18 protein-coding genes and 1 tRNA gene are annotated in these 23413 nt (G+C 68.7%); 9 read left to right on the top strand and 10 right to left on the bottom strand.

Features of this window, described 5'->3' with window-relative positions; all coding sequences use genetic code 11:
• The first annotated feature begins 168 nt into the window (after nucleotides 1–168).
• The 3 genes from HXX10_RS08075 to HXX10_RS08065 all read left to right on the top strand — a co-directional run bounded on the left by HXX10_RS08075 (nucleotide 169) and on the right by HXX10_RS08065 (nucleotide 6183).
• The gene (locus tag HXX10_RS08075) at nucleotides 169–2700 is read left to right on the top strand and encodes a transglycosylase SLT domain-containing protein (protein WP_296521444.1); all 2532 of its coding nucleotides are present in this window, start codon (nucleotides 169–171) and stop codon (nucleotides 2698–2700) included.
• Nucleotides 2701–3005: 305 nt separating this feature from the next.
• The gene (locus HXX10_RS08070; RefSeq protein ID WP_296521441.1) at nucleotides 3006–5108 is read left to right on the top strand and encodes a glycosyltransferase family 41 protein; all 2103 of its coding nucleotides are present in this window, start codon (nucleotides 3006–3008) and stop codon (nucleotides 5106–5108) included.
• 184 nt (nucleotides 5109–5292) lie between these two features.
• Nucleotides 5293–6183, top strand: coding sequence for an alpha/beta hydrolase (locus HXX10_RS08065; RefSeq protein ID WP_296521440.1), 891 nt, complete (start codon nucleotides 5293–5295; stop codon nucleotides 6181–6183).
• A 568-nt stretch (nucleotides 6184–6751) separates the two neighbouring features.
• Here HXX10_RS08065 and HXX10_RS08060 read toward each other — a convergent pair.
• Nucleotides 6752–8251 (bottom strand): porin, encoded by a 1500-nt coding sequence (locus tag HXX10_RS08060; protein ID WP_296521438.1) that lies wholly within the window; start codon nucleotides 8249–8251, stop codon nucleotides 6752–6754.
• Nucleotides 8252–9326: 1075 nt separating this feature from the next.
• Nucleotides 9327–9419, bottom strand: a tRNA-Ser gene (locus HXX10_RS08055).
• Nucleotides 9420–9683: 264 nt separating this feature from the next.
• Between HXX10_RS08055 and HXX10_RS08050 the strand changes: the two genes are divergently transcribed.
• Nucleotides 9684–10778 (top strand): acyltransferase, encoded by a 1095-nt coding sequence (locus HXX10_RS08050; RefSeq protein WP_296521436.1) that lies wholly within the window; start codon nucleotides 9684–9686, stop codon nucleotides 10776–10778.
• Nucleotides 10779–10803: 25 nt separating this feature from the next.
• On the opposite strand, the gene HXX10_RS08045 is transcribed toward HXX10_RS08050, so the two are convergent.
• Entirely contained in the window at nucleotides 10804–11070 is a 267-nt protein-coding gene (locus HXX10_RS08045; protein ID WP_296521433.1) for an SEL1-like repeat protein, read from the bottom strand.
• Nucleotides 11071–11399: 329 nt separating this feature from the next.
• Nucleotides 11400–12134 carry a glutathione S-transferase family protein gene (locus HXX10_RS08040; protein ID WP_296521474.1) on the bottom strand — a complete coding sequence of 245 codons (735 nt, stop codon included), beginning with the start codon at nucleotides 12132–12134 and terminating at the stop codon, nucleotides 11400–11402.
• A 482-nt stretch (nucleotides 12135–12616) separates the two neighbouring features.
• Here HXX10_RS08040 and HXX10_RS08035 point away from each other — a divergent pair, with 482 nt between their 5' ends.
• Nucleotides 12617–12838 carry a PsiF family protein gene (locus tag HXX10_RS08035; RefSeq protein ID WP_296521430.1) on the top strand — a complete coding sequence of 74 codons (222 nt, stop codon included), beginning with the start codon at nucleotides 12617–12619 and terminating at the stop codon, nucleotides 12836–12838.
• A gap of 1479 nt (nucleotides 12839–14317) precedes the next feature.
• Here the strand turns inward: HXX10_RS08035 and gatB are convergent.
• Complete coding sequence (gene gatB, locus HXX10_RS08030; protein ID WP_296521472.1) at nucleotides 14318–15802, bottom strand: Asp-tRNA(Asn)/Glu-tRNA(Gln) amidotransferase subunit GatB; 1485 nt, start codon at nucleotides 15800–15802, stop codon at nucleotides 14318–14320.
• 312 nt (nucleotides 15803–16114) lie between these two features.
• On the opposite strand from gatB, the gene HXX10_RS08025 reads away from it, so the two are divergent.
• Both HXX10_RS08025 and HXX10_RS08020 read left to right on the top strand, forming a co-directional pair.
• Nucleotides 16115–17848, top strand: coding sequence for an amidohydrolase (locus HXX10_RS08025; protein WP_296521427.1), 1734 nt, complete (start codon nucleotides 16115–16117; stop codon nucleotides 17846–17848).
• A gap of 261 nt (nucleotides 17849–18109) precedes the next feature.
• Nucleotides 18110–18691: a Uma2 family endonuclease gene (locus tag HXX10_RS08020; RefSeq protein ID WP_296521425.1), complete on the top strand. Its 582-nt coding sequence runs from the start codon at nucleotides 18110–18112 to the stop codon at nucleotides 18689–18691.
• Between the two features lie 7 nt (nucleotides 18692–18698).
• Here HXX10_RS08020 and gatA read toward each other — a convergent pair whose 3' ends face one another.
• Together gatA and gatC are read right to left on the bottom strand one after the other, a co-directional pair.
• Nucleotides 18699–20189, bottom strand: a complete 1491-nt coding sequence (gene gatA / locus HXX10_RS08015; protein ID WP_296521424.1) for an Asp-tRNA(Asn)/Glu-tRNA(Gln) amidotransferase subunit GatA — start codon at nucleotides 20187–20189, stop codon at nucleotides 18699–18701.
• Nucleotides 20190–20194: 5 nt separating this feature from the next.
• Nucleotides 20195–20482: an Asp-tRNA(Asn)/Glu-tRNA(Gln) amidotransferase subunit GatC gene (gatC, locus tag HXX10_RS08010; RefSeq protein ID WP_296521422.1), complete on the bottom strand. Its 288-nt coding sequence runs from the start codon at nucleotides 20480–20482 to the stop codon at nucleotides 20195–20197.
• A gap of 364 nt (nucleotides 20483–20846) precedes the next feature.
• Here gatC and HXX10_RS08005 point away from each other — a divergent pair, with 364 nt between their 5' ends.
• Nucleotides 20847–21008 (top strand): Thivi_2564 family membrane protein, encoded by a 162-nt coding sequence (locus HXX10_RS08005; protein WP_296521420.1) that lies wholly within the window; start codon nucleotides 20847–20849, stop codon nucleotides 21006–21008.
• A 124-nt stretch (nucleotides 21009–21132) separates the two neighbouring features.
• Entirely contained in the window at nucleotides 21133–21522 is a 390-nt protein-coding gene (locus HXX10_RS08000) for a hypothetical protein (RefSeq protein ID WP_296521418.1), read from the top strand.
• A 33-nt stretch (nucleotides 21523–21555) separates the two neighbouring features.
• Here the strand turns inward: HXX10_RS08000 and HXX10_RS07995 are convergent, their stop codons facing one another.
• The 3 genes from HXX10_RS07995 to speD form a co-directional block, all read right to left on the bottom strand.
• Nucleotides 21556–21858, bottom strand: coding sequence for a glycine zipper domain-containing protein (locus HXX10_RS07995; RefSeq protein ID WP_296521416.1), 303 nt, complete (start codon nucleotides 21856–21858; stop codon nucleotides 21556–21558).
• 34 nt (nucleotides 21859–21892) lie between these two features.
• Nucleotides 21893–22822 (bottom strand): polyamine aminopropyltransferase, encoded by a 930-nt coding sequence (gene speE, locus HXX10_RS07990; protein WP_296521413.1) that lies wholly within the window; start codon nucleotides 22820–22822, stop codon nucleotides 21893–21895.
• Between the two features lie 134 nt (nucleotides 22823–22956).
• Nucleotides 22957–23385, bottom strand: a complete 429-nt coding sequence (gene speD, locus HXX10_RS07985) for an adenosylmethionine decarboxylase (RefSeq protein ID WP_296521411.1) — start codon at nucleotides 23383–23385, stop codon at nucleotides 22957–22959.
• Nucleotides 23386–23413: the final 28 nt, after the last annotated feature.

The raw sequence follows: 23413 nt of genomic DNA, 5'->3' as shown, positions 1-23413 counted from the left end.
AGCCCTGTTCGCAGCGAAACCAACGCCCCGGCGCAGGGTTCGCCGCACCTTGTTGGCGCCGCGATTGCGCCGAAACATGGCCATGTTCGGACCCGATTAGGGAATTGTTAACGAGAGCGGCCGGAAGGTCGCCGGGGGCGGGTCTGGTTCTGACCAGGGGGGCGGTCCGTGGTCGCAGGCAATGATCGTTTCCGGTTGCAGTGGTTCGGGCTGCATCAATTGGGCCTGACCGTGTCGGCGCTGGCGCTCGCCACCCTGCTGGGCACCGTGTCGCTGGCTCCGCTGCCCGCATGGTCCGCACCCGCGTCCACCGATCAGACGACGCAAGCCAAGCCGTCGACCAAGTCAGCGACCGACAAGTCCAAGACCGACAAGTCCAAGAGCGAAAAGTCCACGGCCGCCAAGCCGACCCCCGGCAAGGCCGCGGCGAGGACGCCGGACAAGGGCTCCAAGGATTCGGGCAAGCCATCGTCTGCCAAGACCGCATCGTCCGGCAAGGCCGCGACGGCGAAGCTCGCGGCCAAGAGCGACACCAAGGCCCATTCCAAGACGGCGACCAAGACGTCGACCAAGACGGACAGCAAATCGGCGTCCAAGCCGAACAGCAAGCCGGCTGCCGGCGCGACCCGCTCGGCCTCCGCCGTGCCGACCGTGCCGATGTCGCTGCGTGCCCCCGAAGGCGCCGCCGCCGACACGACCGCATCGGCCGCCCCGCTGGCCGCAACGAGCGCCTCCTACACGCCGCCGCACGCCAGCGAGCCCCTCGCCTACGCGCCGTCGCGCACCACCTCCAGCGCCGACCTCTCCGCCGTGAAGCAGGCGATCGCCGCGGCGCGCCGCGGCCGGTCGAGCGAGGCGACCGACCTGCAGGCCGGCATGTCGGATCCGCTGGCGCAGAAGCTCGTCGAATGGGCGCTGCTGCGTGCCAACGACAACGGCGTGAATTTCGCGCGCTACGCCCGCTTCATCGACGCCAACCCGACATGGCCGAGCATCGGCATGCTGCGCCGGCGGGCCGAGAACATGATGTGGAGCGAGAAGACCGACGCCGCGACCGTGCGGGCGTTCTTCTCCGGCAACAAGCCGCTCGGCACCCGCGGCAAGCTGGTGATGGCCCGCGCCCTGATGGCGTCCGGCGACCAGGCGAACGCGCAGGCCTATGTGCGCCACGTGTGGCGCAACGACTCGTTCGGCCGCGATCTCGAGGAGGAGATCCAAGAAACCTTCCCGGGCGCGATCACCCGCGCCGACGACAAGGCGCGCATGGACCGGCGGCTCTATACCAACGAGCTCGATGTCGCCATGCGGGCGGCGCAGCGGCTCGGCGGCTCCGAGCCGGCGATCGCCAAGGCGCGCGATGCCGTCACCGACAAGGCCTCGAATGCCAAGTCGCTGCTCGACGGGCTCGGCGCGCGCAACGACATCGGGCTGGCCTTCAGCCGCATCCAGTGGCTGCGCCGCAACGAGCACTACGAGGAGGCCGCCCGCCTGATGCTGGCGATCCCACGCGACATCGGCGAGGGACACGACACCGACGAATGGTGGATCGAGCGGCGCCTGATCGCCCGCAAGCTGATCGAGCTCGGCGAGCACAAGTCCGCCTATCTGGTCTGTCGCAACGCGGCGACGCCCGAGAAGGAGAACTATCAGGTCGAGCACGAGTTCATGGCCGGCTGGATCGCGCTGCGCTTCCTGAACGATCCGGCGACCGCGAGCCAGCACTTCCAGCGCATCATCGCCACCGGCGTGAAGAACCCGATCTCGCTGTCGCGCGCCGGTTACTGGCTCGGCCGCGCTGCCGAGGTGGCCGGACGCCGCGACACGGCGCGCGCCCATTACGAGCAGGCGGCCCGCTGGAGCACCGCCTATTACGGCCAGCTCGCCCGCGGCCGTCTCGGCCTCGGCGAGATCGCGCTGAAGAATCCGCCGGCCATGTCGGCCGACAAGCGCGCCGCGCTCGGACGGCTCGAGGTGGTGCGGGCCGTCGAGATTCTCTATGCGATCGACGAGCGCGACCTGGTGATCCCGTTCGTCGCCGATCTCGCCGACCGCACGACCGATGTCGGCGCCCTGACGCTGATCGCCGAGCTCGCCGCCAAATACGACGACGCCCGCGCCGTGCTGCTGCTCGGCAAGACGGCGCTCGGCAACGGCCTGCCGCTCGACCACGCCGCCTTCCCGACCATCGGGCTGCCGCGCTACTCGGCGATCGGACCCGAGGTCGAGCCCGCCGTGGTCTACGCCATCGCGCGCCAGGAGAGCGCCTTCAATCCGAAGACCGTGTCGACGGCCAACGCGCTGGGGCTGATGCAGGTGACGCCGGAAGCCGGGCGCTACATCGCCAGGAAGCACGGCGTCTCGTTCGACCAGAAGCGGCTCCTGAACGACAAGGTCTACAACGTGCAGTTCGGCGCCGCCGAGCTCGGCGGCAATATCGAGGCCTACAACGGCTCCTACATTCTCGCCTTCGCGGCTTACAATGCCGGTCGCGGCCGGGTGAAGGAGTGGATCGAGCGCTTCGGCGATCCGCGCGACCCGAACGTCGACGCGGTCGACTGGGTCGAGCGCATCCCGTTCTCCGAGACGCGCAACTACGTCCAGCGCATCATGGAGAACCTGCAGGCCTACCGGGTGCGGTTCGGCGGCGGCACCAAGCTGCTGATCGAGGCCGACATCAAGCGCGGCGGCCAGGTGAACTGAGACCATTCTTCGCAAGCTCCGACTCGTCATGCGCGGGCTGAACACTCGACCCGCGCATCCATCGCTGGAAAGAAGAGCTTCTTTCGAGGCTCGATGGATTGCCGGGTCAAGCCCGGCAACGACGACGGTCGAGGACAACGAAGGCTGGCATGACCCGGCCGCATCAGACCCCCTCCCCGCCGCGACGCGCCGAACCGACCAGGATTGACGGTCGTGTGTTTTTGCGCACAGTTCGCCCCCGTGCGCGGCAGGCGCGCAGGGGCCGGACATTTGCAGCCGCAACAAGCCGATAGGCGGGAGGCGTCGTGAGCAAGAAGGCGGGCCGGGCGGCCGAGCAGTTCGCGCAAGCCGTCGGCCTGCAGCAGCGCGGCGCGACGGCCGAGGCCGAGCGCCTCTATCGCCGCATCCTCGACGCCGACCGCAGCCACGCCGGTGCGCTCCAGTATCTCGCCATCATCGAGGCGCAGCGCGGCCGTGTCGACGAGGCGATCCGCCTGCTGACGCGTTGCGTGCGCGCCCATCCCGGCTCGGCGGAACCGCACACCAATCTCGGCTACGCGCTGGTGCTGGCCGGCCGGCACGCCGAGGCGCTCGCCGCCTACGACGCCGCACTCGCGGCCGACCCGAGCTACGTCGTCGCGTGGAACCACCGTGGCCACGGCCTGGCGACACTCGGCCGCCGCGACGAGGCGCTGGCGAGCTACGACCGCGCCGTCGCGCTCGCGCCGGACTTCGCCGACGCCCACTACAATCGCGGCAATCTGCTCGCCGAGCTCGGACGCTTCGAGGAGGCGATCGCCAGCTTCGATCGTTCGCTGGCGTCGGCGCCGGGGCGTCCGCTGCCGGCCATCAACCGCGCCAATGCGCTGCGGGCGCTCGGCCGTCCGGCCGAGGCGGTCGAGACGCTGAGCCGGGTGGTGGCGGCGGATCCGCGCAATGTCCTGGCGCTGGTCAATCGCGGCCACATGCTCAGCGACCTCAAGCGCTACCCGGAGGCGATCACATCCTATCGGGCCGCGCTGGCGATCGACCCGGCGCATCCGCATGTGCTGAGCCCAATGGCCTGGGCCGCGATGGCGATCTGCGACTTCCCGCTCGCCGAGACGACCGGCGCCGAGATGAGGCGCCAGGTCGGCACCGGCCGCTCCGTCATCCAGCCGTTCACCTTCATGTCGTCCTGCGACGACCCGGCCCTGCAGCGCGCCTGCGCCGAAAAGTTCGTCGCCGGCCTGCTGCCCGCGCCGCCGCCGCCGCTCACGAGACCGGCCGCCCCACCCGCGGCCGACGGAAAAATCCGCCTCGCCTATCTGTCGACCGATTTCCGCCGCCACCCGATGGTGCCGCTGATCGGCGGCGTGCTCGAGGCGCATGATCGCTCGCGCTTCGAGGTGCTCGCCGTGTCGATCGGCATCGACGACGGCAGCCCGGACCGCCGGCGCATCGTCGAAGCCGCCGACGCCTTCCACGACGCCCGCGACAAGACCGACCGCGAGATCGCGGAGCTGCTGGCGGCGCACGGCGTCGACATCCTGATCGACCTCAACGGCCATACCCAGGGCGGCCGCCCGGCGATCGCGGCGCATCGGCCGGCGCCCGTGCAGGTCTCCTATATCGGCTATCCCGGAACCGGGGGGGCCGAGTTCATCGACTATCTGATCGCCGACGGGATCGTCGTCCCGGACGGCAACGAGCGGTTCTTCTCCGAGAAGGTCGTGCGGCTTCCGGGCTGCTATCTCGCCTACGGGCCGGGCCAGGACATCCCGGCCGAGACGCCGACGCGCGGCGAGGTCGGCCTGCCGGAGCAGGGCTTCGTGTTCTGCAGCTTCAACAACACCTACAAGATCACGGCGCCGGTGCTCGACGTGTGGATGCGCCTGCTCGCCGCCGTGCCCGGCAGCGTGCTGTGGCTGCTCGGCGACACGCCAGCCGCGGAGACGAATTTGCGCAGGGAGGCGGCCGTGCGCGGCGTCGATCCGGCGCGCCTGGTCTTCGCCGAGCGCGTCTCGCCCGGGCAGCATCTCGCCCGCCATCGCCTCGCCGACCTGTTTCTCGACACGCTGCCCTACAACGCCCACACCACGGCCTGCGATGCGATGTGGATGGGCGTGCCGCTCGTCACCTGTCCGGGCCATGCCTTCGCGGGTCGAGTCGCCGCGAGCCTGCTGACCGCGGTGGGCCTGCCGGACCTGATCGCCCCGACCCACGCCGACTACGAGGCGCTGGCGCTCCGGCTGGCGACCGACCCGGCGCGGCTGCAGGCGTGCCGCGACCGCCTCGCCGACCGGACGGCGCTCTCCATCTTCGACGTCGACGGGCTGCGCCGCCGGATCGAGGCCGCCTATCTTCGGATGTGGGAGATCCGGCACAGCGGTGAGCACCCGCAAAGTTTCACGGTCGCGCCGATGTAGCGATCGCCGGCCGGGCTTGACCCGGCCCATGGCGGCGCCAAAGATCGATCCGTCCTATCGGAATTGCGGTGCGGACCCGGCCCGCGCGTGACGCGCTTCGTTGGACGAGCCGATTCCGGACGGACTGACTTCGGGCGCGGCCGACGAGACGACCAGAAGCGTCGCGCGGCAAGGGGGCATGGCCATGACGGACGACGGGTTTCGGAGCCATTTCGTCAGCGCGACCGACGGTCTGCGGCTCCACTTCCGCGAATACGGCGACCGCACCCGACCGGGGCCGCCGGTCGTCTGCCTGCCGGGTCTGACCCGCACGGCGGCCGACTTCCATCCGCTGGCCTGCGCGCTCGCCGGAGATCCGGCCCGACCCCGCCGGGTTCTGGCGCTCGACTATCGCGGCCGCGGCCTGTCCGGATACGATCCCGACCCGAGCCGCTACGCGGTCGGGATCGAGCTCGACGACGTGCTCACGGTTCTGACCGCCGCCGACGCGATGCCCGCCGTGCTGGTCGGCACCTCGCGCGGCGGGCTGATCAGCCTCGCCATGGCGGCGGCGCGCCCGGCCGCCATCGCCGGCGTCGTTCTCAACGACATCGGCCCGGTGATCGAGCCCGCGGGAATCGCCCGCATCAAGACCTATGTGGGCGGCGCCGGGACCCCGCCGAGCTTCGCCGACGGCGCCGCCGCGCTCCGGCGGCTGTTCGCCGACCAGTTCCCCGACTGGACCGACGACGATTGGAGCGGAATGGCGCACCGGACCTGGCGGCATGAGAACGGTCATCTGGTGCCGACCTACGACCAGGCGATCGCCCAAGCCCTCAAGAGCTTCGACCTCACGAAACCGCTGCCCGAGCTGTGGCCTCAGTTCGAGGCCCTGGCGAACGTGCCCGTGATGGTGATCCGCGGCGGCCTCTCGGACATTCTTTCGGCCGCGACCGTCGAAAAGATGCGAGAGCACCGGCCGGACCTGGAGGCGATCGAGGTGCCCCGCCAGGGCCACGCGCCCGATCTCGCCGGGGACGACGTGATCGCCCGCATCGCCGCCTTCGTCGGTCGCTGTGCCCGACCGACCGGGTGAACCGCGCATCCTTTGCCTCGGCCTGGCTCCGATCAGGAGCGCAGCGATGTCGAGGACTTGCCCTTCGCCCGCGCATCCCTGCGATCGCGCCAGGGTATGCACATTTCACTCTCCACTCAGACAAGCCGTCATGCGCGGGCTCGATGACCCGCGCATCCATCCCGCTTCGTAAAGGCGCCTTATACTAGGCCTCACTGGCTTCGCGATCCCGCGTCATGGCCGGGCTTGACCCGGCCATCCATCAAACTACTGAAAAGAAAGTCTTTTCTAAAGATGGATACGCGGGTCGAGCCCGCGTATGACGAGTCGGAGCATGTGACCGCCGGCACTATTCGCAGGATGATGGATCGCCGGGTCAAGCCCAGCGACGACGTCGGAGGATGAGGCGGGCGCTTTACGGACTCATGAATCACTATGTAATTCATAGCATTGGTTCAATTATATAAAGCAATAAATCAACTTTGTGACGACGCCGGGGAACACCGACGGGTCCCGCCTGTCGCAAAAGAAAACCCCCGGCGTTTCCGCCGGGGGCTTCGACTTCTGACGAAGTCAGACGTTCAGGCGATCACGGAACGATGTCGCGATGGACACGGAACGTGACGGACACTGCGTCCTGGTTCTCGATCTTGTAGACACCGGTCGGACGCGGCGCGCCAGCGAGCGCCGTGTAGGTCGCGGTGCCGTTGAAGCCCGTCTCGAGGTGGTGATAGAGAACGTCCACGCCCATGTAGAAGTCGGGGCGAACATTCCACTGCGTCCGGGAGCCGATGTAGTAGAAGTTGAAATCCGGGTTGCAGTTGGTCGCGCCGGAGATCGTGTTGGCACCGCCGGACACGTTGGCGCACATCGCCGCCGTGGCATTGGCGCTGTAGTCGATGTTGAAGTAGCCGCCGTAGAGCGACGTCTTCAGGCTCGGAGTCCAGAGGTGGTCATACGACGCGTTCACGCCGAAGACCTTGGTCAGCTCCATGCTGCCGTTGTTGGCCAGCACGCCATCGGTGAAGAAGCCGAGGCCGAGCGAGTTGCCACCACCGAACATCGCCATCGAACCGCCACCCGACGGGGTGTAGATCGCATAGCGCATCGCGCCTTCGGTGTAGTTCACCTGGAAAGCGAACTTGTCACCGCGGCTGATGAAGTCGGTGTTGATCGTCGCACCGGCGCCGACCGCGAAGCCGACTGCGCTGGAGGCCGTGCCGCAGACCATCGAGCCGGTGATCGTCGCACCGGTGGCGGCCAGACAGTTGGCGCCGTTGATCGCCGTGTAAGCGGCGCTGGCGTCATGCACGGCGCCCATCACCTGGAAGGAGCCCCAGGCCTGGTCGACGCGGATATTCGCCACGACATCCGGCCACTTCACGGTGCCGTAGTCGTTGTTCACCGGGCCGCCGAGCGTGAACGAGTTGTTGATCGCCGTGTTGACGATCGCCATGCGGCGCGGCTCTTCGACCGCGAGGGTCGCCGACACGCCGTTGCCGAGCTGGGCGGTGTAAGCGGCGAGCATGACGCCCGCGTCACCCGTATCCGACGCGGCAATGCCGAAGTACGACACGGCCGGGGTCGAGTAGAGGTCGTAGAACGACTGCGCCTTACCGAACGTGAACCCGGCGAACTGGATGAAGCCGCGGGTCGCGTACAGGGCAGCGGCGTTGCCGCCGAAGCTGCTGCCGCCGGGGGTGTCGTGGTTGAAGCCCATCAGCACGTAGGTGCGCAGGGTGCCCCACTCGGTCTGCGACCGGGTGTCGACCGTCCACACGGCGCGGGTGCGCATCACGGTGTCGTTCGAGAAACCGACCAGGTTCGACTGCTGGGCGTTGTTCGGGCCGAACATCAGGCCGCTGCTCGGAGTGGCGCCGGTGTTGTAGTAGTACTGAGCGCGGACGTAGCCACCCATCTTCATGCAGATGTCGGTGCCGGGGATGTAGTAGAACCCAGCGCCGTACAGCGAGCAGACCTTCACGTACTCGACCGGCTTGGCCTTGACGGGAAGATCGGCCGCCTGCGCTCCAACAACCGCCACGAGACCTGCCGCGGAGCCGAGGAGAAGGCTTTTCACCATCTTCATTGAAACCTCCATTCGTTTGCCTTGGGAGGGTTCCGTCTCCGGCGGGTGCGTGCACCCTGGAAGGTCCCCTTAATCCCCGATCCACCCAAAGTTCCGTCTGTCCGTGTCACCGAAGCAGCGTTGGAACCCCAGTTGGGGCGACCCCGGGAATGCCCCCCTGCGTCGCAAGGTGAGATTAGCTGACGGAACCTCGCAGGCAATCAAGAACCGCCTGTCAACTGGGCGTAAGCCTCTGAATCCGGAGGGGTGTTGCCGAAACGACACGAAAACACCCCCCCTTCGGGTGCCTGTCGAGCGGTAAATACGTATTTGAACGCAAGGAGTTGGCTTCCCAGGTTTAGAGCCGGGCGGCGGCACCGCGGCGAAGGTGCCACGGTGAGCCAGACGGCGCCCCCGGAGCCGAAATACCGTCGAATCGAGGGGTCGGGGCTCGGAATCACACCTTGCGCACGGCACCGAGTCTGGCGCGGAGAGCCGCCCCAGAACTCCCGTGCGCGATCATAAACACAATATTTCCAGGCTGTTACGGAAGCCCAAAGGGGCCGACGAGCGGCGGCGCGGCAGCGGCACGGTTCCGTCGCGGCCGGAATTCGGTGCAAGCGGCTTTTGCCCGGTCCGTCGCCCGGTGCGCCCCCGGAGCCGGCCAGGAGGTCGGTCCGGGGGCATTCGGCGGCGCTATGCGGCCTCTATATAAGTGTCGCGATGTGAAAATCCGGACCTCGCGCTCAGGCCCTTGCCGGCCTGCTCGGGCCGACATCCGAGTCGTGCCCGTAGGATTGCCTGTGGCGCGCCGAGCCGCACGGCAAGACCGCTTATACCGGCCGTCCTGCCTTAGCCGTGGTTCACCAGGTCAGCCACGACTCCCGAGCGGCCACTCCGGATCAGGTCCCAGGGCTGGTTCGCCGCGGCCGAATCCTTGCCGACGGCAGGTCCGCGACCGCCGATCCAGCCATTCCTCGATTCGGAGTCGTTCGCCGATGACACGTCCGCCGGCCACAGCCGGTGCCGACAGCGCAGGCCCCCACGGCACAGGCTAGCACAGCTCTGACGGTGAGGATGTCGACGAAACGGGGGCTGGCGGAGACGAAGGGATTCGAACCCTTGATACGGCTTTAGACCGTATAACGGTTTAGCAAACCGCCGCCTTCAGCCACTCGGCCACGTCTCCGGTGCAGATTTCGTAGGCGGTCCAACAGATCAGGTCAAGCCGCCCGGCCGGTCCTGCCGCCGGACCGGGGCGAGCCCGGACGAGACAAGCCCCCGAGATCGTCGCCCCCGGCGACGCCCCGGCGCGCCATGGCGCGAGCGCCCTTGCCTTGTGCCGGGCCGCGCGCCGGCCCAATCCGACTCCCGACGGCCCGTTTCCCTCCATTTCTGTTTGTTGCTGGATCGCGTCTGCGCCCTTATCGTCTCCCGCCGGGGGGGGACGACGATGCAACGGAACCATAGCCTCGATGGCCTGCGGGGATTCGCGGCAGCCGCCGTGGTCGTCTTTCACGCGATTCTCCTGACCGACCATGGCTTGGTGCACCGGGTGCTCGGACCACCGTTTCAGCACGTCCCGGTCGCCGAGCTTCCGGTGAAGCTGGCGCTCTCGCTCGCCAACGGCGAGACCGCCGTCGCCATCTTCTTCGTGCTGTCCGGCGCCGTGCTTTTCGACAGCCTGCAGCGGATGCCGGGCGCCGCCGAGTTCGTGGTGCGCCGCGTCCTGCGCATCTATCCGGCCCTGGTCGCGGCGATCCTCACCGGTGCGGCCGTGATGGCCCTGCAGCACGCCCCGCCGTCGTTCGACAGTCTCGCCGCCAATCTCGGGCTTGCCGAATTCTCGATCATCGGACCGGCCTGGACCCTGCAGGCCGAGCTCGTCGCCGTCCCGTTCATTCTGGCCAGCTTCTGGGTGGCCAGGATGGTCGGCCCGGCCGGACTGGCGATCGCCTTTGCGGCCGCCTATTTCGCCGTGAGGGCGCCCGGCATCCAGGACGTGGCGGTCTGGCTGAGGCCGTATGTGATCTGCTTCACGCTCGGCTTCGCGATCACCACGCCGGCCGGGGCCGCGATCGGACGTCGCTTGTCGGGCGGTTGGTGCGTCGTGGCGCTCGCCGTCATCCTGGTGCTGCGGCACGCGAGCCCGAGCGTGAACCTCGGGACCTACATGCTTCAGGGCGGCGCGGCGCTGCTCGTCTGCGCGCTGTGGCACGGCCGCGGCGGCTGGCTGGGCGACGCCCTCTCCCGTCCTGGCCCGCGCTTCCTCGGACGGATCAGCTACAGCCTCTATCTCTTCAACATCCCGATCCTGATGGCGCTCTCGCCGATCATCACTGTCGGCGATCCGCTGCTGGTCGGGCTGCCGGCCGGTCTCGCCATCGTGGCGCTCACGGTTCCGGTGGCGGCCCTGTCCGAGCGATGGATCGAGCGACCCGGCATCAAGGCCGGCCACGCCATGGCGAAGTGGCTGGCGACGGCGCGACCGACACGCCGAGCACGGTGGCTGTCGCGCGCACCCGCCGAGCTCCGATCACCGAGCTGATCGCAGCCCTGCCCGGGCCGGATCGTCAGCGGCCGAGCCAAGCGCGGGCGGCGCGCTGCGCGGTCGCGATCTCGGTCTCCGACATCAGCGCGGCGATCTCGCGGCGCAGCCGGATGGCATCGTGGTTGCCCTCGAGCGCGGCGAGATTGAACCACTTGTGCGCCGAGACGTAGTCGGCGTCGACGCTCGATCCCGTCGAGTACATCATCCCGAGCTGGAAGAACATGTCGGCGCTGGTGTTGGCCTCGCCGAGGGCCGCCGTCTCGATCGCCGCTGTCTCGTACCGTCCCATGTTGGCCTCCCCTGGCCTGGCCTATCCGGCCGTCGTTTCAAAAGAGCTTCGGACCATTGCCGTCCGAACGTCCTGATCTTCGGGGAGGCCGCTGAAGGCGACCTTAAAAGGCGCGATGAATCGGCCGTAAACGCCGCCGCACGGCAAACCGGGAAACCCTGCATGCAGAGCGAGGAAACCCCCGTCGTTTCGACATTTCCGTCAATTCGTCGACAAGCCGGTAACCACTGTCGTCAAGGCGGCGTTCACCACCCGCACAACGCGCCGCACGCCGTGTCGCGGCGTGCGGACTTTTTGCGGAACGCCGAGCGTGCGGCCGGCCGCGCCTCTCAGCCCGGCGCGCGCTGGCCGAACAGCACGGCCTGCACGGCCGGATCCTTCATGTCGACTTGCGCCGCCTCGCCGGCCTGGACGGCCATGCCGCGAGCGACCGCCGGCCGCGCCAGCATGGTGTCGAGCCAGCGCGCGAGATGCGGGAACGCGGCGAGATCGACGCCCTGCCGCTCGTGGCGGCTCGCCCAGCCGATGCAGGCGATGTCGGCGATGGAGTACTTGCCGGCCAGGAACGGCCGGTCGGCGAGCCGCCGGTTCATCACGCCGTAGAGCCGGTGGCACTCGTCGGTGTACCGCTTGATCGCGTACGGGATCTGCTCGGGCGCATAGCCGCGGAAGTGATGCGCCTGGCCCGCCATCGGCCCGAGCCCGCCCATCTGCCACATCAGCCACTGCTCGACCTCGACGCGGCCGCGCTCGTCGGCGGGATAGAGCTTGCCGGTCTTGCGGCCGAGATACTGGAGGATCGCGCCGGACTCGAACACCGAGATCGGCCGGCGCCCTGGACCGTCCGGATCGACGATCGCCGGCATGCGGTTGTTCGGCGCGATGGCCAGGAAGCTCGGCGCGAACTGCTCGCCCTTGGTGATGTTCACGGGCCGCACGACATAGGGCAGCCGGCACTCCTCCAGCATGATGGAGATCTTCCAGCCGTTCGGGGTCGACCAGTAGAACAGCTCGATCGGCGCCTGACGCTTCGCCGGCGTGCGTTGCGCGCCGCCCCGCGCCACGGTCTTCGTGCTCCGCGCCGGGACGGCGACGCGCGGCGTCGCCTTGGCGGGCGCCCTGCCCTTGGCGATAGTCTTCACCTTCGGCGACGTCTTCGCCGTCGTCCTTTTCGCGGTCGGCTTCGGCGATGCAGACGCGCCTGCCTTCGGGGCGGCGGTGCGGGACGGCGTCCGTTTCGCCGCGCTCCCGCTCCGACGGGACGACGGGCGGGACGGACGCTTGGGGCTGCGGGCCATGGTTCACTCCTGGTCGGCTGTTTGGTGGTCGGCTCACCGCGTCGAAATGTCGACGCGCGCGACAATCCGCAAGACCGGGATCCGCAGGGCTGCGATCCGCGACGACAGGATCCGCCGGAGCGGGATCCTGACGACCGCCGCGCCGATGCGGAAAGTCGACGTCCCCGCCCGCGCCGGCCGCGAGGCCGATGGACGCGCCGCGCGGCCGAAGGTTATTCTCACCCTCTCATTCCAACCGGAGGGACACCATGACCAAGACCCTGACGGCGGCGCTGGCGGCCGCCTGGCTGGCGACGACCATGATGCCGGCGACGGCGGAGGACAAGAAGCCGGCCGAGGAGAAGAAGGTCACGGCGCAGCAGCAGCGCATGAAGGACTGCGCCGCAAAATGGAAGGACGAGAAGAAGGCGAAGAACGTGAAGGGCCGAGAGGCCTACCGGACCTTCATGAGCGGCTGCCTCAAGGGCTGAGATCCGCTTCGGCGCTTCGACGGCCGCCGGACGTGGGCTCGGACAGGACGTCTCGGGGACAGATGTTCCGGTGACGACATCGTCGGGACGACGTTCCGGACAGGACGGCGTCGGAACAAGGATGCCCTGAACGACCACGCTCGGAACGATGCGGGTCGGAACGATGCGGGTCGGAACGATGCGGGTCGGAACGATGCGGGTCGGAACGATGCAGGTCGGAACGATGTCCGCTCTATCGGGGCGACAGGTCCCGCGGTCATCCGGCTCGCGATCATCTGAGCCGCGAGCCGTCCAGGCGACGGCCGGGTATGCGGGCCGTCGCGACAAGAGGGGGGCGTCGGCGAGAGGTCCGATCGGTCGCGCTACCCGGCGGCGTGAGCCGCTCGAGAAGCAGGGCGGGACCTGGGTGCTCTCCACTCGACTGATCGGCCAGTGCGGCCGGTTCGGTGGGAACTCTCCTTGGTCTCGCCGACGCCCTCTGTCGTCGCTCGGGACCGGCCGCGTTCCGGATCGATTGTCGATCGCGCCGCTGCTGCCGGTCCTCCGACGAAGTCCACGGCATCCTCGGAGCAGTTCGCTCCGAAGGCCGTCTCCTCACTTCTTCTTCGCGGTCGTCTTCTTGGCGGTCGTCTTCTTCGCGGTCGTCTTCTTCGCCGCCGGCTTCGCCGCCGCCTTCTTCGCAGGAGCCTTCTTGGTCGTCGCTTTCTTCGGCATGCTGCCCTCCTAGCCGTGGTGGGATGGCTATCAGAAACGTGCCCACGCGAATCGAGGGCACTACGTTTCGATTACTACAGCACAACAAAGAAATCAGCGACTCCGCTTCGCGTTGAGCGTCGTTCGCACGCGTCGACATGCGGCTGCGCCGTCGTGCGGCAACGCACGCGGCGGCGCGCGTGCCGTTTCGCCATCGCGCCGCGACGATCGCGCGCCGCTTGCACGTGTTGCGAGAAGTGCCGATGGAATCGGCATTTCTTTCATGTGCCTCGGATGCGTCGTGCGATCGTCCGCGGCCGTCGCCGCGCGCATCGAGACGGCGCGACGGCGCGCGCTAACGCTTCGTTCACGCCCAAAAAAAATTCTGCGGATTGCTCTCCAAAGACGTCTCGCGGTGCGCATCGCGACGTCGTGCGCTGCTCGAATCGATGCGACGACCGATTCGAGAGGGGCCGCGAAGGCCCGCACCGCACCGCTTTCGGAGCATCGCGACGACACCACGGAGGTCGCGGCGAGGACGCTGCGAAGACGCCGGTGGATCTCGACGAGGGTGCGTGCCGACCGATCGCGACCGCCGACCACGGTGCCCGTCGCGGCGCGACGACGACGGTGGCCGCCACGCGGCTCGATCGATTTTCAGTGGAGATGAATCGACCCACGAACTCCGATCGTCCCCGCGAAAGCGGGGATCCAGGGCCGAGTGGCACTGGATTCCCGCATGCGCGGGAATGAGCGGAGCATGGGTCGAGATTGCCCGAAACTGCTCTACTCGATGCCGAGCTTCGCCTTGAGCAGCGCGTTGACGGCCTGCGGGTTGGCCTTGCCGCCCGAGGCCTTCATCACCTGGCCGACGAACCAGCCGACCATGGCCGGCTTATCCTTCGCCTGCGCGGCCTTGTCCGGGTTCTTGGCGACGATCTCGTCGACCACCGCCTCGATGGCGCCGGTGTCGGTCACCTGCTTCATGCCGCGCGCCTCGACGATCGCGCGCGGGTCGCCGCCCTCGCTCCAGACGATCTCGAACAGGTCCTTGGCGATCTTTCCCGAGATGGTTCCGTCGGCGATGAGGTCGAGCACCGCACCGAGCTGCGCGGCCGAGACCGGTGACTCCGCAATGCTATGGCCGTCCTTGTTGAGACGGCCGAACAGCTCGTTGATCACCCAGTTGGCCGCCGCCTTGGGGTCACGCCGCCGACCATCCGCAGCGACCACGCTCTCGAAGAAGTCGGCGCTCTCGCGCTCGCCCACCAGCACGTCGGCGTCGTAGGCGGAGAGACCGTAGTCGGCCGTGAACCGCGCCTTCTTGGCGTCGGGCAGCTCGGGCAGCGCCGCCGCGAGCGCATCCACATAGGCCTGGTCGAGCTCCAGCGGCAGCAGATCCGGATCGGGAAAATACCGATAGTCGTGCGCCTCCTCCTTGTTGCGCATCGACCGCGTCTCGCCGCGCGCCGGGTCGAACAGGCGGGTCTCCTGCTCGATGGCGCCGCCGTCCTCGATGACGCCGATCTGGCGGCGCGCCTCGACCTCGATGGCCTGGCCGATGAAGCGCAGCGAGTTGACGTTCTTGATCTCGCAGCGGGTGCCGAGCGGCTCGCCCGGCCGGCGCACCGAGACGTTGACGTCGGCGCGCAGGCTCCCCTCCTCCATGTTGCCGTCGCAGGTGCCGAGATAGCGCATGATGGTGCGCAGCTTGGCGACGAAGGCCTTGGCCTCCTCGGACGAGCGGATGTCCGGCCGCGAGACGATCTCCATCAGGGCGACGCCGGAGCGGTTGAGGTCGACGAACGACATGGACGGGTGCTGGTCGTGCAGCGACTTGCCGGCGTCCTGCTCGAGATGCAGCCGCTCGATCCCGACCCGGACGATCTCGCCGTCCGGCATGTCGACCACGACCACGCCCTCGCCCACCACGGGCGACTTGTACTGGCTGATCTGGTAGCCCTGCGGCAGGTCCGGATAGAAGTAGTTCTTCCGGTCGAACACCGAGCGGAGATTGATCTTCGCCTCGAGGCCGAGGCCGGTGCGGATCGCCTGGCGGACGCACTCCTCGTTGATCACCGGCAGCATGCCCGGCATGGCGGCATCGACCAGCGAGACGTGGGCGTTGGGGGCGCCGCCGAACGCCGCCGAGGCGCCGGAGAACAGCTTCGCCTTCGACGTCACCTGGGCATGGACCTCCATGCCGACGATGACCTCGAAGTCCCCGGTCGCGCCCTTGATCAGCTTCGCCGTCTTCACCGGTGCGTTCATGGTCATCCGCCGTCGTTCGTCTCGCCTCGGGGCCGGCCCGCTGGTCGCCGGCGTGCCGCTCCGCGGCGTGCCGGCCGGTCGCAGCCGCGCGCAACAAAGGCGGCGGCACGCGGGCCCGTTCGTCGACTTTCCGTTATATGGTGTCGTCGCACCCTTCAAGGTTTCCGCAGCGCGACTGCCCGGCGCCGGCCGCGCGGGCCGGCGCGAACGCCCGGTCACGAGCCCGTGCAAACGATTGCCGTGCCGTACGGCGCTCGCTATCGTCGGCAGCAAGTCAGCAAAAAAAATCGAAGCTCAGGGAGGATACCAAGCATGCACCCCCGTCACGTCACCCGTGTGCTCGCCGCCGGCTGGCTCGCCGGCACCGCGGCGCTGCTCGCCGCACTGGTCTCCGGCGCCGCGGCCCAGACCACAGCGGCACCGAGCAGCGCCGCACCCCCGCAAGCCATGCGGACCGCCGACACCATCCTGGTGAACGGCAAGATCGTCACGGTCGACGACCGCTTCACGGTCGCACCGGCGCTGGCGATTGCCGGCGAGCGCATCCTCGCGGTCGGCAGCGTCGCCGGGATCGAGGCGCTGAAAGGACCGCAGACCCGGGTCGTCGACCTCGCCGGCAAGACCGTGATCCCGGGCCTGATCGACAACCATGCCCACTTCATGCGGGCGGCCGAGTATTGGGACCGCGAGGTGCGGATCGACGGGGTGACGTCGCACAAGGAGGCACTGGCGCTGATCGCCGAGAAGGCGAAGGCGTCAAAGCCGGGCGAGCTGGTGCTGGTGCTCGGCGGCTGGTCGGAGGAGCAGTTCACCGACGAGCCGCGCGGCTTCACCAAGGCGGAGCTCGATGCGATCGCGCCGAACAATCCGGTGATCCTGCAGGTCATCTATTTCCGCATCTACGCCAACACGGCCGGCCTGAAGGCGCTCGGGGTCGACGCGACCACGGCGGATCCGCGCAACGGCAAGATCGAAAAGGACGCGGCCGGCCAGCCGACCGGCGTCCTCAACGGCGGCGGTGCCGTCGCCTGGACGCTGGCACGGCTCGGCGAGGTCGCCAAGGAGAGGAGCGTCGAGAACGCTCGCGCGCTGATGCGCGACCTCAACCGGATGGGCATCACGGCCTACCAGGAGATGGGCGGGCGCGGCTTCCATGCCGGCCATATCGAGGCGTTCCGCACCGTGCGGGAGCGCGGCCAGCCGACCGTGCGCACCTTCTACAATCTGTGGCAGGAGCCAACCTCCCCGGCCGATGTCGACCGCGTCGTCGGCGTGATCGCCAAGATGACGCCGTTCCAGGGCGACGACTGGCTCGACAACACCGGCTACGGCGAGACCGTCTACTTCCCGCTGCACGACAACCTCCTGGCCCGCTCGGCGGCGCCGACGCCCGAGGCGATGGCGCAGTGGCGCCGCGTCGCCCAGGCGGTCGCCGATCGCGGCATGCACCTCAACGTCCACGCCCAGCTCCGCGGCACCATCGAGGCGTTCCTGACCGAGATCGAGGCCATCAACGCGGTGAAGCCGATCAAGGGCCTGCGCTGGACGATGTCGCATGGCGACCAGCTCGAGCCGCAGGACATCGCCCGGATGAAGCGGCTCGGCATGTATGTCCAGCTCCACAGCCGCCCCTCCGTCCAGGGCGCGCTGATGCTCGGCGTGCACGGCGACCGCACCTTCGACATGCCGCCGCTGCGGATGGTGCAGGACAGCGGCATCCCGTGGGGTCTCGGCTCGGACGCCACCGCGGTGACGCCGACCAATCCGTTTTTCACGCTCCACTTCGCCGTGACGGGCGAGATGGTCGGCGGCCGCAAGGTGCTCAAGAGCACGGTGACGCGCGAGGAGGCGCTGATCGCCCACACGCGATCGAACGCCGCCTTCCTGTTCCAGGAGGCCAATCTCGGCTCGCTCGCGCCCGGCAAGTACGCCGACCTCCTGGTGCTGGACCGCGACTACCTCACCGTGCCGCAGGAGCAGATCAAGGACATCCGCCCGCTCGTCACCATGGTGGGCGGCAAGGTCGTCCAGGAGGCGGGGAAGTAGACGCTCTCGTTCGTCGACCGGACCTGCGCCGCTGGTCGAAAGGCGTCGAGTGTTAGCGTCCGTCGTCCCGGGGCGCGGCGAAGCCGCGAGCCAGGGACCCATACGCCCTGTCGTACGTGAGCCATTCTCACCGGGAGTATGGATTCCGGGCTCGCGGGCGTGCCGCCCGCGCCCCGGAATGACGGCGCCGAAACAGGACGCTCTGCCCCGCCGCTGCCCGCGTCGCGCGTCTTCTGCTAGAATGGGGTCCGAGAGGCATCGATGAACATCCGGACGCTACCCCCGCTGACACCGGACGAGTTCCTGCGCCACCCCGCCCTGCAGGGGGAGCGCTGCGAGCTGAGCGAGGGCCGTGTCGTGATGATGACGGGCGCTTCGAGGGCGCATATCGATATCGCAGGAGACCTTTTCGTCTTCCTGCGCCGGGTGCTGGACCGCCGCCGCTATTTCGTCGCGGTGAGCGACCTTGCAATTCGGATCGGCCGATCGGTCCGCTATCCCGACGTGGCCGTCGACGTGCAGAGCTCCGATCGGAAGGGCCTCACCGCGATCTCGCCCCTCGTGATCGCCGAGATCGCCTCACCTTCGACGATGGCGACGGATTTCGGCCCGAAGGTTCGCGAATACACCAGCTTGCCGAGCCTTCTCACCTATCTGGTGCTGTCGCAGGACGAGCCGCGGGTCTGGCTGTGGCGGCGCGGCGATGACGGCACATTTCCGGAGGAGCCGCAGATGCTGGTCGGTCGCGCGGCGACGATCTCGTTGCCCGGCCTCGACCTCGCGGTGCCGCTCGCCGACATCTATTGCGACGACGCCGGCAACGAGGCGCCGCCGGCGGCCTGAGCTTCCCCTACCACCACCGCGCCGGAGTCAGCCGGCCAGCGTCCTGCTCGATCACCGACGCGAGCGAGAACAGCGTCTCCTCGTCGAACGGCCGGCCGATGAGCTGCAGGCCGAGCGGCAGGCCTTGCGCGTCGAGCCCGCCCGGCACGGCGATGCCGGGGAGACCGGCCATGTTCACCGTCACGGTGAAGATGTCGTTCAGGTACATCTCCACCGGGTCGCCCGAGGATTTCTCGCCGATGCCGAAGGCGGAAGACGGCGTCGCCGGGGTGAGGATCGCGTGCACGCCGGCGTCGAAGCAGTCTTCGAAGTCCTTCTTGATCAGCGTGCGGACCTGCTGGGCGCGAAGGTAATAGGCGTCGTAGTAGCCGGCCGAGAGCACATAGGTGCCGATCATGATGCGGCGGCGGACCTCCGGGCCAAACCCGGCCGCGCGGGTCTTCTCGTACATCTCGGTGATGTCGTTGCCGGGCACGCGGACGCCGAAGCGCACGCCGTCGTAGCGGGCGAGGTTCGACGAGGCCTCGGCCGGTGCCACGATGTAGTAGGCCGGCAGGGCGTATTTGGTGTGCGGCAGCGACACTTCGACGATCTCGGCGCCGGCCGCCTTCAGCCACTCGGCGCCGCGCCGCCACAGCGCCTCGATCTCGTCCGGCATGCCGGCGACCCGATACTCCTTCGGGATGCCTATCTTCATGCCCTTCACGGAGCGGCCGACCGCCACCTCGTAATCGGGCACCGGGCGATCGACGCAGGTGGTGTCTTTCGGATCGTGGCCCGCCATCGAGCGCAGCAGGATGGCGCTGTCCCGCACCGTGCGGGCGAACGGCCCGGCCTGGTCGAGCGACGAGGCGAAGGCGACGACACCCCAGCGCGAGCAGCGCCCATAGGTCGGCTTGATCCCGACGATGCCGGCGAAGGCCGCCGGCTGGCGGATCGAGCCGCCCGTGTCGGTGCCGGTGGCGCCGAGGCAGAGCCCGGCCGACACGGCCGCGGCCGAGCCGCCGGACGAGCCGCCCGGCACGATCGCGGCGGTCGAGCCGGAGCGCCGCCACGGCGAGATCACGGGGCCGAAGCGCGACGTCTCGTTCGACGAGCCCATGGCGAACTCGTCGTTGTTGAGCTTGCCGAGCATCACGGCGCCGTCGCGCCACAGATGCGACGTCACGGTCGACTCGTAGACCGGCACGAAGTTTTCCAGGATTTTCGCGCAGGCCGTGGTGCGCACGCCCTCGGTGGCGAACATGTCCTTGATGCCGAGCGGCAGGCCCTCGAGCGGGCCGCCCTCGCCCTTGGCGAGCTTCGCGTCCGAGGCCTTCGCCATGGCGAGCGCCTTGTCGGGCGTCTCCAGCACATAGGCGTTGAGGACGCGGGCCTCGGCGATGGCGTCGAGATGCGCCTCGGTGAGTTCGACCGAGGTGACGTCGCGCTTGCGCAAGGCGTCGCGCGCCTCGGCGAGGGAGAGAGAGGTCAGGCTGCCAGAGGTCGGGCTGTTCATGGCGCTCACTCGACCACTTTGGGAACGAGGAAGAAGTTGTCCTGGCTGGCCGGCGCATTCCTGACCACCAGCTCGGGGATGCCGCCGTCGGTGACGACGTCCTGACGCATCTTCATCACCATGGGGGTGACCGAGGTCATCGGCTCGATGCCGGCGACGTCGACCTCGGAAAGCTGCTCGACGAAGTCCAGGATGGCATTGAGCTCGCCCTTCAGGCGTTCGACCTCGTCGTCCTCGACGGCAATGCGGGCCAGATGAGCGATGCGACGGACCGTCGCGGCGTCGACCGACATGGGAGCTCCTCGGAAGCGGACAGGCGGCCCTGGCGGACCGACCCGGTCGGGCCGGCGACCCGGACGGGCCCGCGGCCGAGCCCTGCGAGTCGCGCCCGGTCGCGCGCCGAGCCTATAGCAGACGGTATTTCGCCGCGGCAACCCGCGGCCCGTTCGCCGCACCCGACCGCCCCTTCGCCTGTCCGGCCCCCGATCGCACGCGACTGTGGTGGGAACTTACCGGCCACCCCCCCGTTGAGACCTCATGCCGGCAATTGTGCCGGCGGACCGCGGACCATCCGCGGCCTATCCGGCTCGACAGCGGCGCGCCCGGTCGGCATCGCGCCGGCCTGCCCGTCCTTCAGCCGACCCGAGGCGGTCACCCATGGGACTCCTGATCAGCGTCCTCGTCACGTTCCTGGTCGTCATCCTGATCCTCTACCTGATCAACCTTCTGCCGATCGACGGCCGGGCCAAGCAGATCGTCCGCATCATCGTCGTCATCATCGGCGTGCTGTCGCTGCTGCGCTATATCGCCGTGTTCTGATCGCCTGGTCGCGCTCTGCCCGGAGGGCGATGCGGCACGGCGCCCGGACGGGCTTGCGGTGGCGGCGGCGAGACCGCATTTTCGGGCGGATCGCAAAGCACGGACCGCTTCCGAGCCGACCAGAATGCCGAAGAGCCTGAAGGACCAGTCGCCCGCTGCGCTGCTCGCCGACGAGTTGCTGGCCGAGAAGGCCGCAGCACTCGGCCGGCTCGGGCGCGGCCTGGAGCAGGCGCTGGCCGCGTTGGCAACCCACGATGCGCAAGCCGGGACAGCCGACGCGCCGGCGACCGGCACACCCGCGGCGACCGCCCGCAAGACGGAACGTGCCGTGCTGGTCGATGCGGCCGCGTATGCCCTGTGGATGCTGATGGTCCAGCGCGAGGCGGCCGGCCTGCGCGACGCCCGCGCCCTGATGCGGGATTATGCCGTGCCGGCGGAGGTGCAGGCGCGCGCCGGCGCGGTTCTCGCGCCGCCGGTGCCGACGGGCCGTGCGGCCCGGCGGCGGCCGTTCTGACGGCCCGCGTCAGTCGTCGTCGAACGTGTCGGATCAGTAGCAGTAGTTGCGCTGAACCCGCTGGTAGCCGCCCGGCACGGCCTGGTAGCAGCGACCCTCGTACCAGTAGAAACCGCCGTTGCGGCGCTGCGACTCGGCGCCGATGATGGCTCCGGTCGCACCGCCGATGAGGCCGCCGGCAATCGCGCCGCCGGCCCGTCCCGTCACGGCCCCGCCGATGATGGCGCCGGCGGCACCGCCCAAGAGCCCGCCCGTCAGCGCATCCTGCGCGGCCGCCGGACCGGACGGCGCCAGCGTGAGCGCGACGAGAGCGGCAGCCCCGAGAGTCTTGATCATCGCCATTCCTCCAGACGAGTTCCCCGCCTCTTCCCTAGCCATCTTTATGGCTTTTTTGAATCGATGCGGCGGAAGCCGGGCCAACGGACGCGATCGCCTCGGGCGAAATCGCCTCGGCGATGAAGCGCGGCAGCGCGAAGGCGGCGCGCTGCACCTCGGCAGTCCAGTAGCGGGTCGGGAAGGCGCCGGCCGCTCGCCAGCGCGCCTCGAGCGTGGCGATGTCGGTCTGCCGCAGCGCGAGGTCGTCGGTCGCGAACCCCATCGCCATGTGGCCGCCCACATAGGTCGGGATGGCGGCGACGTAGCAGGTGCCCTCGGCGAACAGCGCGCGGAAATGCGTCACCGAGGCGACCAGCTCGTCCGGCTGCAGGAACGGCACGCCGTTCTGGGTCACCATCACGCCGCCGGGTGTGAGGCAGCGTCGGCACGCCGCGTAGAAGTTTTTGGTGAACAGCACGGCCCCGGGCCCCTGCGGGTCGGTCGAGTCGACGATGACGACGTCGAAACGCTCCTGCGTCGTCGCAACGAAGTCCATGCCGTCGGCGATGACGAGTGCGAAGCGCGGATCGGCCAGCACCGGGCCGGTGAACTCCGGAAAGTGCTCCTTGGCGAACTCGACCACGGCGGCGTCGATCTCGACCTGGACGAGCCGAGCGACGCCGCGATGCTTCAAGACCTCCTCGGCGATGCCGCAATCGCCGCCGCCGACGATCAGGACGGTCTTCGCCGCGCCGTGCGCCAGGATCGGCACGTGGCTCATCATCTCGTGGTAGATGAACTCGTCCCGGCTGGTCACCTGGGTGGCACCGTCGAGCATCAGCATCTTGCCGAAGGTGGCGTTCTCGAACAGCACCAGATGCTGGTGCGCGGTGCGATCCTCGACCAGCACCCGCTCGGCCGCGTAGCTCATGCGGAAGCCGAGCGTGTCGAACAGGGTCTCGGGGATCCAGGGCTTTTGCGACATGGTGTTTTCGCTTCCCGGTCATTCCGGGGCGCCGCACAGCGGCGAACCCGGAATCCAATCACGACGGGACAGCCCATTTCCGGGCTGGATTCCGGGTTCGCGCCTCCGGCGCGCCCCGGAATGACGGAGGGCGGCTAAGCCCCCTGCCCGCGCAGCAGCTCGCTCACGGCGACGCGCCCGGCCGAAAACGCCTCGCGAAGGATAGGAATGCAGGCGTCCGGGTCGGCATTGCCGCACATGAACACGTCGAGAGCGGCGTAGCCGGCCTCCGGCCAAGTGTGGATCGAGATGTGGCTCTCGGCCAGCACGGCGACGCCGGAGACGCCGGTCGGCTGGAAATGATGCAGATGGATGTGCAGGAGCGTCGCGCCGGCGGCGTCGACGCAGGCCCGCAGCGTCTCCTCGATGTGGTCGATGTCGTCGAGCCGCTCGCCGCCGTAGACATCGACGATCAGATGGACGCCGGCGCAGCGCATGCCGTTGCGCACGACGAAATGGTCGAGCCGCGCCGCGTCCGGAAGCCCCGGACCCGTACGCGTTCGCAAGAGGGCGCCGTGATGCATGTCGTCCTCCCCGTCCCGAGCGTGATGG

This window comes from Rhodoplanes sp. (assembly GCF_013377085.1).
GTDB lineage: Bacteria > Pseudomonadota > Alphaproteobacteria > Rhizobiales > Xanthobacteraceae > Rhodoplanes.
This window is presented reverse-complemented; position numbering and strand designations above follow the sequence as displayed.